This window comes from Giesbergeria anulus (assembly GCF_900111115.1).
Taxonomy (GTDB): Bacteria; Pseudomonadota; Gammaproteobacteria; order Burkholderiales; family Burkholderiaceae_C; genus Simplicispira; species Simplicispira anulus.
The window spans coordinates 46,750-59,812 of sequence record NZ_FOGD01000012.1 but is presented as its reverse complement, the minus strand read 5'-3'; the positions used below and the strand labels follow the sequence as shown (position 1 = coordinate 59,812).

The following is a 13,063-nucleotide window of genomic DNA, read 5'->3' as shown; positions in this document are numbered from 1 at the left end:
ATAGGCGCGCAGTGCAAGAACAACGCCAACCCCGACTGGCGCAGATAAGCCTGCAACTCTTCTGATTACTGCTCTAACATCACCCGCTTGCCAGCATGTATGCAAAAAGCCCGCACACAGTGCGGGCCTTGGTGATTGAACCATAGGCTGAGGACGCTTTGCCCCCAGCAGGATCAAACGCTTACGCTGCTTAAGCGGCTACGCTCTTGGCCACATCTGCATATTCTTCGATTTGGTCGAAGTTCATGTAGCGGTACACGCTGGCCTTGTCAGCGTCAATTACGCCCATAGCTACCAAATATTCCTCCTTGGTCGGCAGCTTGCCCAGCTTGGAGGCAATGGCGGCCAATTCGGCAGAACCCAAGAACACGTTGGTGTTCTTGCCCAAACGGTTGGGGAAGTTGCGGGTGGAGGTAGAGATCACGGTTGCACCTTCGCGCACTTGGGCTTGGTTGCCCATGCACAGCGAGCAGCCGGGCATTTCAGTACGGGCACCAGAGGCACCAAAGGCGGCGTAGTGGCCTTCTTTGATGAGTTCTTCTTGATCCATCTTGGTGGGTGGGGCCACCCACATCTTGACTGGGATGTCGCGTTGGCCGCCCAGCAGCTTGGCAGCAGCACGGAAGTGACCGATGTTGGTCATGCACGAACCGATGAAGGACTCGTCGATCTTGGTGCCAGCCACTTCGGACAGGAACTTTGCGTCATCAGGATCGTTGGGGCAGCAAACAATCGGTTCTTTGATGTCGGCCAGATCGATCTCGATGACGGCAGCGTATTCGGCATCCTTGTCGGCTTCGAGCAGATTGGGGTTAGCCAACCAAGCTTCGACCTTTTCGATACGGCGGGCCAAAGTCTTGGCGTCGGCGTAGCCATCAGCAATCATGTTCTTCATCAGCACCACGTTCGAGCGCAGGTATTCAGCCACTGGCTCTTTGTTGAGCTTGATGGTGCAACCAGCGGCAGAGCGTTCAGCAGAAGCGTCAGACAATTCAAAGGCTTGCTCGACCTTCAAGTCAGGCAGACCTTCGATTTCTAGGATACGGCCCGAGAAGGCGTTGATCTTGCCAGCCTTGGCTACCGTCAACAGACCTTGCTTGATGGCGTACAGCGGAATAGCGTGTACCAAGTCGCGCAGGGTCACGCCGGGCTGCATTTCACCCTTGAAACGCACCAAGATGGATTCAGGCATGTCCAGCGGCATCACGCCAGTGGCGGCACCGAAGGCCACCAAACCGGAGCCAGCGGGGAAGGAAATGCCGATAGGGAAACGGGTGTGCGAGTCACCGCCAGTGCCCACGGTATCGGGCAACAGCAGGCGGTTGAGCCAGCTGTGGATCACGCCATCACCGGGGCGCAGGGCCACGCCGCCACGGTTGCTGATGAAGGCGGGCAGTTCGCGGTGTGTTTTCACATCGACTGGCTTAGGATAAGCAGCGGTGTGGCAGAACGATTGCATGACCAGATCGGCACTGAAGCCCAAGCAAGCCAAATCCTTCAGCTCGTCGCGGGTCATGGGGCCGGTGGTGTCTTGCGAGCCCACGGTGGTCATCTTGGGTTCGCAGTAAGTACCGGGGCGCACGCCTTGGCCTTCGGGCAAACCAACCGCACGACCGACCATCTTTTGGGCCAGCGTAAAACCAGCCTTGGTTTCAGCAGGTGGTGTGGGCAGACGGAACAGGGTGGAAGCGGGCAGACCCAAGAACTCACGGGCCTTGGCAGTCAAGCTGCGACCAATAATCAGGTTGATACGACCACCAGCGCGCACTTCGTCAAACAGCACATCGCTCTTGAGCGCGAACTCGGCCACAGTGTCGCCGTTTTTGACGATTTTGCCGTCGTAGGGCAGCACGTCGATGACGTCGCCCATTTCGAGCTTAGACACATCGACTTCAATCGGCAACGAGCCGGAGTCTTCTTGCGTATTGAAGAAAATGGGGGCAATTTTGCCACCCAGCGTAACGCCACCAAAGCGCTTGTTGGGCACGAAGGGGATGTCTTGGCCGGTAGCCCAGACGATGGAGTTGGTGGCCGACTTGCGGCTGGAGCCAGTACCGACCACATCACCGACGTAAGCGACCAAATGGCCGTTTTTCTTCAGGTCGTCGATGAACTGCATCGGGCCGCGCTTGCCGTCTTCTTCGGGCTTGAAAGCAGCGTCAGGACGGGTGTTTTTCAGCATCGCCAAGTAGTGCAGCGGGATGTCGGGGCGGCTCCACGCATCGGGGGCGGGCGACAGATCGTCGGTGTTGGTCTCACCGGGCACCTTGAACACGGTGACGGTGATTTTTTGTGCCACTTCGGGGCGGCTGGTGAACCATTCGGCTTCGGCCCAGCTTTGCATCACGTCTTTGGCAAAAGCATTGCCAGCCTTGGCTTTGTCAGCGACATCGTTAAAGAAGTCGAACATCAGCAGCGTCTTCTTCAGCGCGGCAGCAGCCACGGCGGCCACTTCAGCGTCGTCCAGCAGTTCAATCAGCGGATGCACGTTGTAGCCACCGACCATGGTGCCCAGCAGCTCAGTCGCCTTGGCCTTGGAGATCAGGGCCACGGCGATGTCACCATGGGCCACAGCGGCCAAAAAGCTGGCTTTGACCTTGGCGGCATCGTCCACGCCGGGCGGCACGCGGTGCGTGAGCAGTTCGAGCAAGAAGGCTTCTTCACCGGCGGCTGGGTTCTTGATCAGCTCGATCAATTCGGCCAGTTGCTTGGCATCCAAGGGCAGGGGGGGGATACCCAGCGCTGCGCGCTCGGCCACATGGTCACGGTAGGCTTTCAACATCAATTTCTCCGGTGGTTTTGTAGGTGTGGGGCAATATCAGCGATTGAGTGCAAGGCCTTAGCGGGTAGCCGTGGGCTGCGCATCCAGCACGCTGGGTGGGGGGTTCTTTTTGATAGCTTGGGCCACTTGGTATTGCTCAGGGCTCATGCACTCATCGGCCAAACGCTGGCCGCGTTTTTGGTCCATGAGCATGGATTTGTTGGCAATTTGTAACCAAACAGCACCGGCTTTCTGGTCTTCAAGGCGCACAGTGCCGGTGCTGGTAGCGACTGGGGCCATGTGGTACTTAAAGCCCTTGCCGTCAATGTGGAAGTGGCCGGGGGCTTGGGGGTCGGCAGTGACGCGCACCGAGGCACCCAACTCGCAAGCGATGGTGCCAGTGTGTACACGCTCGGCCACCGACAGCACTTCAGACGACAGGGGCGCAGCAACTGCTGGGACACTGCTAGCCAAGGCAGCAGCACCCAAGGCACCAGCACCCACTGCCGCAGCGCCTACGGCCATCGCACGGCCCCGGCTGGAGCGGCTACTGGTGTCAGCCTTAGCCACCAGCACTTTTTGGCTTGGCTTGGCTTTGACCACGGAGGTTTTTTTAGCTGCGGTGCCCGCTTTGGGCGTAGAGGGAGCCGCCAATACCAAGGCGGGTGTCAGGGCCAATAAGGCAGAGGCAAACAGGTTTTTCATGGAGAACTCCAGCAAAAATCAAATCAGGAATGGACAGGTGCCAGCCAGTGTTGTACCGCAACGGGCAAAGACCGACCGGTCTGGTGGGCACGTTCTAGCAGTTGCCAAAAATAGCGGTAGCTGGCGCGATCATGCAAAACACCATCCACGCTGATCGGTGCCCAATCGGCAGCGGCAGCAGCGGCAATAATGCGGGCAGCGTGGTCGATTTCATCCTGTGCTGGGGCAAAAGCCGCCAAGATGGGGCGAATTTGCGCCGGATGGATACTCCACATCCGGGTGTAACCCAACTCAGCAGAGGCGCGGTGGGCGGCAGCCTGCATGGCGGCACTGTCGTTAAATTCTGTCACTACGCAATGCGAAGGCGTCTTGCCGTGGGCATGGCAGGCGGCGGCAATTTCGAGCTTGGCCCGCACCACCAAAGGGTGTGCAAACTGCCCCGCAGAAGTCATGCCCGATGCAGGAATAGCGCCACCGTGCGCCGAGACAAAATCCATCAGGCCAAAACTCAGGCTTTGCACCCGTGGATGGGCAGCGATGTCAAAAGCGCGATGCACCGCTGCCGGGGACTCAATCAATACTTGCAAAGGCAGGTGGGCGGCCCCAGCGCGCTCTAATGCCTTTTCAGCCAGCAACACATCATCGACTGACTCTACTTTGGGCAGCATGATGTGGCACAACCGATGGCCCGCCTCGCCCGCAATGGTGGCCATGTCGTTGGCAAAGGCCGGGTGATCGACAGGATGCACACGGGCTGCCACACGGGCACCGGGGGCGGCCTCACGGGCCAAGGAGGCCACTAAGGTGGCATGGGGTGCCTCACCACCGACGGGGGCACCATCTTCACAGTCCAGCGTCACATCAAAGACGCAGGTACCAAATTCTTCGGTCATTTCAGCCTGCAATTGCAGGCTTTTGCGCATCCGCACTTCGACGCCGCTGTAATGGTCACAGACGGGCAAAAAACCGGTTTGCGCCTGCGCACCAAGGAGAACGTCGCGGGGATGGGTCATAAAAAATTACACACTAGGCCGGAAAAAAGCAAAGCGCAGCCCCGGAACACACACAGGCATCCGGGTCTGCGCTGTCAGGGGCGATTACAGCAGGTGTTTCACGCCGTCGGCTTCGCCTTGCAGCTCGGCCAAAGTCTTGTTGATGCACTCTTGCGAGAAGGCATCAATTTCCAGACCTTCAACGATTTTGTATTCGCCGTCGGGGGTGGTCGTGACGGGGAAGCCAAACACGATGCCAGCAGGAATACCGTATTCGCCGTTGGAAGGCACGCCCATCGTCACCCATTCGCCGTTGGAGCCCAAGGCCCAATCGCGCATGTGGTCGATGGCAGCGTTGGCAGCCGAAGCAGCCGAAGACAGGCCACGGGCGGCGATGATCGCAGCACCACGCTTGCCCACGGTGGGCAAGAACACTTCAGCGTTCCAGACTTGGTCGTTGATGGTTTCTTTGACCGAAGCGCCATTGATGGTGGCAAAGCGGTAGTCAGCGTACATAGTGGGCGAGTGGTTGCCCCACACAGTCAGACCCTTGATGTCGCCCACGGCGGTGCCGGTCTTGGCAGCGATTTGCGAAGCAGCGCGGTTGTGGTCCAAACGCAGCATGGCGGTGAAGTTCTTGGCTGGCAGATCGGGAGCCGACTTCATGGCAATGTAGGCATTGGTGTTGGCGGGGTTGCCGACCACCAGCACCTTGACGTTGCGGCTGGCAACCTTGTTCAGGGCCTTGCCTTGCACGGTGAAGATGGCAGCGTTAGCGGCCAACAGGTCAGCGCGCTCCATGCCGGGGCCACGGGGACGGGCACCCACCAACAAGGCGTAGTCGGTGTCTTTGAAGGCTTCTTCGGGGTTGCTGTGGGCTTCGATGCCAGCCAGCAGTGGGAAAGCGCAGTCTTCCAGCTCCATGATCACGCCCTTGAGGGCGTTTTGGGCTTTTTCGTCTGGGATTTCGAGCAGTTGCAGGATGACGGGCTGGTCTTTGCCCAGCATTTCGCCGGAGGCGATGCGGAACAACAGGGCGTAACCGATTTGACCTGCTGCGCCGGTGACGGCCACGCGAACGGGTGCTTTGCTCATGGTGGAAACTCCAGGAAGTGAAGAGAAACAGGGGAGATTGCAGCGGTTGCCACTTGCGCCTGTTACCAGCAACATGTGCCCCGCAAACAGGTGAAGATTGTAGCCTCGATTTTTGTCCTGCGTCAATTTGTCTTATGTCTTATATAAGATATGATGCGCCTGCGTCACCATGTCGTCATTGCCCCTTTCCTCCTCTGATAACCCGATCTCGTTGCCCAGTGCTGCGGGGTTGTCTGTGCCTGCTTTTAGCCCCTTGTACCAACAAATCAAGGCGCTGATCTTGCACAGCCTGCAAGCGGGCGAATGGAAACCGGGCGAGGCCATTCCCAGCGAGATGGAACTGGCTGCGCGCTTTCGCGTCAGCCAAGGCACCGTACGCAAAGCCATTGACGACTTGGCCGCCGAAAATTTGGTCGTGCGCCGCCAAGGCAAAGGCACTTTTGTGGCTACCCATGCCGAACAACAGGTGCAATACCGCTTTTTGCGCCTACTGCCCGACAGCGGCGACGCTAGCGTCGAAGGCCCAGCGCAGCGCCACATCATCGATTGCAAGCGGGTGCGGGCCAGTGCCGATGTTGCCCGCATTCTGGGGCTGCGCGCAGGCGATGCTGTCATGCAGGCACGCCGGGTGCTTTCGTTCAGCGGCGTGCCCACCATTTTGGAAGACATTTGGCTGCCGGGCACCTCCTTCAAGGGCCTGACTGCCACCCAAATGACCAGCTACCCCGGCCCCACCTACGCCATGTTTGAGCTTCACTTTGGCGTACGCATGGTACGGGCCGCAGAAAAAATACGCGCCGTCTTGCCCGACCCAGAACAAGCCGATCTGTTACAAGTTTCCCCCGAAACGCCGCTCCTCAGCGTTGAACGGCTGGCCTACACCTACAACGATGTTCCAATGGAATTGCGCCGTGGTTTGTACCGCACCGATACCCACCACTACCGCAACGACCTGAGCTGAACTGGCAGCTCCATCAGCACCATGTCAGCAAACCATCGACAATACGCGCCGCGCCAAACCCACGCCTTGTTGCATTGCAATAGAATTTTGGCTTCCCTTGCCTGCGCAAAAATTAACACGCAGTTACACCTACGAAAGCATTTGCCATGACCGAGCTAGCCAAAAAGCGGCCTGAATTCCGCAATATCAACGCCATCACGGACCTGCCAAGCTACCGCTTGCCAGCCGCTGGCATTGTCTCCATCCTGCACCGTATCAGTGGGGTCATCATGTTCCTGCTGCTGCCGTTCATCCTCTGGATGTTCGACATGTCGGTGTCTTCTGAGATTTCTTTTGCAGGTTTTACCTCTGCGTTCAGTGCTGGGTTGGGTTTTGTGCCGGGCTGGTTCATCAAGTTGGTTACTTTGGCATTGATCTGGGCTTACCTGCACCACTTCTGCGCTGGCGTACGCCACCTGCGCATGGACATGAACCACGACTCGGTCACCAAAGAATCGGGCAAATCCTCCGCAGTGGTCACCCTGACCATCAGCGTAGCCCTGACACTCATTTTGGGTGCCAAACTGTTTGGCCTGTACTGATCGCCCTGCGGCCCGCACAGTACCCTAGCACCCCTATATTTAGAAGAGGAATCTCACCATGTCCGTCAATTACGGCTCCAAGCGCATCGTCGTCGGTGCCCACTATGGTCTGCGCGACTGGCTCAGCCAACGCGTCACCGCCGCCCTGATGGCGCTGTTTACCGTGGTTGTGCTTGCACAACTGATTTTTACCAAAGGCCCGATCGGTTACGCTGCGTGGGCTGGCATTTTCTCCAGCCAATGGATGAAAACCGTCACTTTCTCTGTCATCGTGGCGCTGGCTTGGCACGTCTGGGTCGGTGTACGCGACATCTGGATGGACTACATCCAACCCGTGGGACTGCGCCTGGTATTGCAGGTTTTCTCCATCGTCTGGCTGGTCGGCTGTGCCGGCTGGGGTTTCCAAGTACTGTGGCGTCTCTGATTTCTGCGACTGAAGGCAAACAATGAGCTATACCCAAGCGAACATCACTAAGCGCAAATTCGACGTCGTTATCGTCGGCGCTGGCGGTTCCGGCATGCGTGCCGCCCTTGAACTCTCGCGCGCTGGCCTGAATGTGGCCTCGCTGTCCAAAGTGTTTCCCACCCGCAGCCACACCGTGGCAGCTCAGGGTGGCGTCTCGGCCTCTTTGGGCAACATGAGTGAGGACAACTGGCACTATCACTTCTACGACACCATCAAGGGCTCCGACTGGCTCGGCGACCAAGATGCGATTGAATTCATGTGCCGCGAAGCGCCCAACGTCGTTATCGAGTTGGAACACTTCGGGATGCCATTCGACCGTAACCCCGACGGCACCATCTACCAGCGTCCGTTCGGCGGCCACACCGCCAACTACGGTGAAAAGCCTGTGCAACGCGCCTGCGCTGCGGCTGACCGTACCGGCCACGCCATGCTGCACACGCTGTATCAGCAAAACGTCAAGGCCAAAACCAACTTCTTCGTTGAATGGATGGCGCTGGACTTGATCCGCAACAGCCAAGGCGATGTGGTCGGCGTCACTGCACTCGAACTGGAAACTGGCGATCTGTACGAACTGCACGCCAAGGCTGTGCTGCTGGCTACCGGTGGTGCAGGCCGCATTTTTGCTGCTTCTACCAACGCCTTTATCAACACCGGCGACGGTTTGGGCATGGCCGCACGCGCTGGCATCCCGCTGCAAGACATGGAATTTTGGCAATTCCACCCCACTGGCGTCGCCGGTGCGGGCGTGTTGCTGACCGAAGGCTGCCGTGGTGAAGGCGCTATTTTGCTCAACAGCAATGGCGAACGCTTTATGGAGCGCTATGCGCCTACCCTGAAAGACTTGGCTCCACGCGACTTCGTTTCGCGCTCGATGGACCAAGAAATCAAGGAAGGCCGTGGCTGTGGCCCGAACAAGGACTACATCCTGATGAAGTTGGATCACCTCGGTGCCGACACCATCCGCAAGCGCCTGCCCTCGGTGGAAGAAATTGGCCACAACTTCGCCAATGTCGATATCACCAAAGAGCCTATCCCTGTGGTGCCTACCATCCACTACCAAATGGGCGGTATCCCCACCAACATCAATGGCCAAGTGGTGGTGCATGATGGCGTGCAAAACCATGTCGTCAATGGCCTCTATGCTGTGGGCGAATGCTCTTGCGTGTCGGTACACGGTGCCAACCGCTTGGGCACCAATTCGCTGCTCGATTTGTTGGTGTTTGGCAAGTCGGCGGGCAAGCACATTGTGCAGTTCGTCAAGGATCATGGCGAGCACCAAGCTGTGCCAGCCAATGGCTCCGAGCGCACCCTGACACGCCTGAACCAGTTGCAAGACTCCAAGAGCGGCACCTACGCCCAGACGCTGGCCAACGACATCCGCACCTCGATGCAGCAGCACGCTGGCGTGTTCCGCACGCAAAAGAGCATGGACGAAGGCGTGGTCAAAATCAACGGCCTGCGCGACCAAGTCTCCACTGTCACTTTGCAAGACAAGTCCAAGGTCTGGAACACAGCCCGCATGGAAGCGCTGGAAGTAGACAATCTGATCGAAGTAGCCCAAGCCACCATGACCTCGGCAGCGGCACGCAAAGAATGCCGTGGCGCGCACACCGTCTATGACTACGAGCACCCGGCTGACCACGCTGAGTTCCCGCTGGGTCGTAACGACAAGGAGTGGATGAAGCACACCCTGTGGCACAGCGCAAACAATAGCCTGACCTACAAGCCCGTGAACCTCAAACCCTTGACCGTGGACAGCGTGCCACCCAAGGTTCGTACCTTCTGATCGCAGCGCACTGGAGCAAACAATGGCAAAACGCACTTTCAAAATCTACCGCTACGATCCAGACAAGGATGCCAAGCCCTACATGCAAACCGTCGAGATCGAACTCGACGGTCACGAACGCATGTTGCTGGATGCGCTGGTCAAGCTCAAGCAACAAGACCCTTCCATCTCCTTCCGTCGCTCCTGCCGTGAAGGCGTGTGTGGTTCGGACGCCATGAACATCAATGGCAAGAATGGCTTGGCATGCCTGACCAACATGAACACCCTCCAAGGTGACATCGTCTTGAAGCCCCTGCCCGGCCTGCCCGTGATCCGCGATTTGATCGTCGACATGACGCAGTTCTTCAAGCAGTACAACTCGATCAAGCCCTACCTGCAAAACGACAGCCTGACTTCGCCCACCAAGGAGCGTTTGCAGTCGCCGGAAGAGCGCGAAGAGCTCAACGGCCTGTACGAGTGCATTTTGTGCGCCAGCTGCTCGACCAGCTGCCCCAGCTTCTGGTGGAACCCCGACAAGTTTGTCGGCCCTGCCGGTCTGCTGCAAGCGTACCGCTTCATTGCCGACAGCCGCGACGAAGAAACCGCTGCGCGCCTGGACAATTTGGAAGACCCGTACCGCCTGTTCCGCTGCCACACCATCATGAACTGCGTCGATGTCTGCCCCAAGGGCCTGAACCCGACGCGGGCCATTGGCAAGATCAAAGAGCTGATGGTGCGTCGCGCCATCTAAGCCCCAGACCGATCATGGGTGAAACTCCATCCTCTTGCACCGCAGCGGCACTGCCGCTGCTCGATGAGCGGGCTGTAAGCAAGCTGCGTTGGCGCTGCCGACGCGGCATGGTAGAGAACGACTTGTTCATCGAACGGTTTTTCACCCGCTTTGCCTCCCAACTAAATCAACGCCATGCCGACGGCATGAATGCGTTGATGGATTTGGCGGACAACGACCTGCTGGATTTGCTGCTGTGGCGGCGTGAGCCAGAAGGTGCGTTGAACACCGAAGAAGTGCGTGAAGTGCTTGGCATGATGCGCCAAGGTGGCAGCGGCGCACTAGCGCCAGCGCACTGAACCCACACCGCTCCCCAGCCCCAACCATCGGCAACCTACCCCAAGGAAATTAGCAATGAAGTTAGCTGACAACAAAGCCACCCTGTCGTTCTCCAACGGCAGCCCCAGCGTGGAACTTCCTGTGTACCAAGGCAACATCGGCCCGGACGTCATTGACATCCGCAAGCTGTACGGCCAAACCGGCATGTTCACTTACGACCCCGGTTTCCTGTCCACCGCCTCCTGCCAATCTGCCATCACCTACATTGATGGCGACAAGGGTGAGTTGCTCTACCGTGGCTACCCTATCGAACAACTGGCCACCAAGTGCGACTACCTCGACACTTGTTACCTGCTGCTCAAGGGTCAACTGCCCAACACCGACCAACGTGGCGACTTCCACAAGTTGGTGCTGCAACACACCATGGTCAACGAGCAGATGCAGTTCTTCCTGCGTGGCTTCCGCCGTGATGCCCACCCAATGGCTGTGTTGACCGGCTTGGTAGGCGCTATGTCGGCCTTCTACCACGACAGCACCGACATCAACAACCCTGAGCACCGCGATGTGGCCGCGATTCGCCTGATCGCCAAGATGCCCACCTTGGTCGCTATGGCCTACAAGTACGGTAAGGGCGAGCCTTACATGTACCCGCAAAACAACCTCAGCTACGCAGGCAACTTCCTGCGCATGATGTTTGGTACTCCTTGCGAAGAGTACAAGGTCAACCCCGTGATCGAACGTGCGATGGATCGCATCTTCATCCTACACGCAGACCACGAGCAAAACGCTTCCACCTCCACCGTGCGTCTGTGCGGCTCTTCGGGCACCAACCCGTTTGCCGCTATCTCCGCTGGTGTGGCTTGCCTGTGGGGCCCTGCCCATGGCGGTGCCAACGAAGCCTGCCTGAACATGCTGGAAGAAATCCAGCGCCAAGGCGGTATCGACAAGGTGGGCGAGTTCATGGAAAAGGTCAAGGACAAGAACTCCGGCGTCAAGCTGATGGGTTTTGGCCATCGCGTGTACAAGAACTACGATCCCCGCGCCAAGCTCATGCAAGAAACTTGCGACGAAGTGCTGGCCGAACTGGGCCTGCAAAACGATCCGCTGTTCAAGCTGGCCAAGGCACTGGAAAAAATCGCTTTGGAAGACGACTACTTCGTCTCGCGCAAGCTCTACCCGAACGTGGACTTCTACTCCGGTATCGTGCAACGCGCCATTGGCATTCCAGTGAACCTGTTCACCGGCATTTTTGCGCTGGCCCGTACCGTGGGTTGGATTGCCCAACTGAACGAAATGATCAGCGACCCAGAGTACAAGATTGGCCGCCCACGCCAACTGTTCACCGGCGCACCCCGCCGCGACGTGGCCTAAAGAGCCGTTTTGCAGCGCCTGTGCGCTGCAAGTTGTCGAACCCGCCGCGCCCCGGCGGGTTTTTTGTTGCCAGTGCTTTACTGGCTCACCGCAATATGCTGACCTATAGTAGCGGTTTCGTGGAGCGCTGCGATGCTACTGCGGCCCCCTTTGCAACCCTTTCAGAAATGAAATGATGAAATCCAAAGCTGCTGTGGCCTTCAAGGCCGGAGAACCCCTGCAAATCGTCGAAATCGACGTAGCACCGCCGCAAAAGGGCGAGGTGCTGGTCAAGATCACCCACACCGGTGTTTGCCATACCGATGCGTTTACCCTGTCGGGTGAAGACCCCGAAGGCATCTTCCCCGCTGTGCTCGGCCACGAAGGCGCGGGCATTGTGGTCGAAGTGGGGGAAGGCGTGACCAGCGTCAAACCCGGCGACCATGTGATTCCGCTTTACACCGCCGAATGCGGCGAATGCCTGTTCTGCAAGAGTGGGAAAACCAACCTGTGCGTGGCGGTACGTGCCACCCAAGGCAAGGGCGTGATGCCCGATGGCACCACCCGCTTCTCTTACAACGGTCAGCCCATCTACCACTACATGGGCTGCTCCACCTTCAGCGAGTACACCGTGGTGGCCGAAGTCTCGTTGGCCAAAATCAACCCTGATGCCAATCCGGAGCAGGTCTGCCTGCTGGGCTGTGGCGTGACCACCGGCTTGGGTGCCGTCAAGAATACGGCCAAGGTGCAAGAAGGCGACACCGTAGCCGTATTTGGCTTGGGTGGCATCGGCTTGGCGGTGATTCAGGGTGCAAAAATAGCCAAAGCTGGCCGCATCATCGCCATTGACACCAACCCCACTAAGTTCAATCTGGCCCAGGTGTTTGGTGCCACCGATTGCATCAACCCTAAAGACTTTGACAAGCCCATCCAGCAAGTCATTATTGAGATGACAGGCTGGGGCGTAGACCACAGCTTTGAGTGCATTGGCAATGTCGATGTCATGCGTGCAGCGCTGGAGTGCGCACACCGGGGCTGGGGCCAATCGGTGATTATTGGCGTGGCTGGTGCAGGCAAAGAAATTTCTACCCGCCCATTCCAGTTGGTAACGGGCCGCAAGTGGCTGGGCTCGGCCTTTGGCGGTGTGAAAGGCCGCAGCGAACTGCCCGGCATGGTTGAAGACGCGATGAGCGGAAAAATCCAGCTGGCCCCCTTTGTCACGCACACCATGCCACTGACCGACATCAACACCGCCTTTGACCTGATGCACGAGGGCAAGTCCATTCGCAGCGTAGTGCGCTATTGAGCGCTGCCCAAG

12 protein-coding genes are annotated in these 13,063 nt (G+C 58.3%); 8 read left to right on the top strand and 4 right to left on the bottom strand.

Annotated features, from left to right (window positions below; genetic code table 11):
• Positions 1 to 190: 190 nt before the first annotated feature.
• The 4 genes from acnB to BMX55_RS13875 form a co-directional block, all read right to left on the bottom strand.
• Entirely contained in the window at positions 191 to 2,782 is a 2,592-nt protein-coding gene (gene acnB, locus BMX55_RS13890; protein ID WP_091458725.1) for a bifunctional aconitate hydratase 2/2-methylisocitrate dehydratase, read from the bottom strand.
• Positions 2,783 to 2,839: 57 nt separating this feature from the next.
• The gene (locus tag BMX55_RS13885; protein WP_091458723.1) at positions 2,840 to 3,466 is read right to left on the bottom strand and encodes a hypothetical protein; all 627 of its coding nucleotides are present in this window, start codon (positions 3,464 to 3,466) and stop codon (positions 2,840 to 2,842) included.
• A gap of 23 nt (positions 3,467 to 3,489) precedes the next feature.
• Positions 3,490 to 4,479, bottom strand: coding sequence for an HpcH/HpaI aldolase/citrate lyase family protein (locus BMX55_RS13880; protein ID WP_091458721.1), 990 nt, complete (start codon positions 4,477 to 4,479; stop codon positions 3,490 to 3,492).
• Positions 4,480 to 4,563: 84 nt separating this feature from the next.
• Positions 4,564 to 5,553 (bottom strand): malate dehydrogenase, encoded by a 990-nt coding sequence (locus tag BMX55_RS13875; RefSeq protein ID WP_091458719.1) that lies wholly within the window; start codon positions 5,551 to 5,553, stop codon positions 4,564 to 4,566.
• Between the two features lie 169 nt (positions 5,554 to 5,722).
• Here BMX55_RS13875 and BMX55_RS13870 point away from each other — a divergent pair, with 169 nt between their 5' ends.
• From BMX55_RS13870 to BMX55_RS13835, 8 genes are all read left to right on the top strand, one after another.
• Positions 5,723 to 6,514 (top strand): GntR family transcriptional regulator, encoded by a 792-nt coding sequence (locus BMX55_RS13870; RefSeq protein WP_091458718.1) that lies wholly within the window; start codon positions 5,723 to 5,725, stop codon positions 6,512 to 6,514.
• A 146-nt stretch (positions 6,515 to 6,660) separates the two neighbouring features.
• Positions 6,661 to 7,095, top strand: coding sequence for a succinate dehydrogenase, cytochrome b556 subunit (gene sdhC / locus BMX55_RS13865; RefSeq protein WP_091458716.1), 435 nt, complete (start codon positions 6,661 to 6,663; stop codon positions 7,093 to 7,095).
• A 58-nt stretch (positions 7,096 to 7,153) separates the two neighbouring features.
• On the top strand, positions 7,154 to 7,519 hold the full coding sequence (sdhD, locus tag BMX55_RS13860; protein ID WP_091458714.1) for a succinate dehydrogenase, hydrophobic membrane anchor protein: 366 nt from the start codon (positions 7,154 to 7,156) through the stop codon (positions 7,517 to 7,519).
• A 22-nt stretch (positions 7,520 to 7,541) separates the two neighbouring features.
• The gene (gene sdhA, locus BMX55_RS13855) at positions 7,542 to 9,347 is read left to right on the top strand and encodes a succinate dehydrogenase flavoprotein subunit (RefSeq protein ID WP_091458712.1); all 1,806 of its coding nucleotides are present in this window, start codon (positions 7,542 to 7,544) and stop codon (positions 9,345 to 9,347) included.
• 22 nt (positions 9,348 to 9,369) lie between these two features.
• Positions 9,370 to 10,077 (top strand): succinate dehydrogenase iron-sulfur subunit, encoded by a 708-nt coding sequence (locus tag BMX55_RS13850; RefSeq protein ID WP_091458710.1) that lies wholly within the window; start codon positions 9,370 to 9,372, stop codon positions 10,075 to 10,077.
• A gap of 14 nt (positions 10,078 to 10,091) precedes the next feature.
• Positions 10,092 to 10,415 carry an FAD assembly factor SdhE gene (locus tag BMX55_RS13845; RefSeq protein WP_091458708.1) on the top strand — a complete coding sequence of 108 codons (324 nt, stop codon included), beginning with the start codon at positions 10,092 to 10,094 and terminating at the stop codon, positions 10,413 to 10,415.
• A gap of 55 nt (positions 10,416 to 10,470) precedes the next feature.
• Entirely contained in the window at positions 10,471 to 11,766 is a 1,296-nt protein-coding gene (gltA, locus tag BMX55_RS13840) for a citrate synthase (protein ID WP_091458706.1), read from the top strand.
• Positions 11,767 to 11,941: 175 nt separating this feature from the next.
• Complete coding sequence (locus tag BMX55_RS13835) at positions 11,942 to 13,051, top strand: S-(hydroxymethyl)glutathione dehydrogenase/class III alcohol dehydrogenase (protein ID WP_091458704.1); 1,110 nt, start codon at positions 11,942 to 11,944, stop codon at positions 13,049 to 13,051.
• Positions 13,052 to 13,063 lie beyond the last annotated feature (12 nt).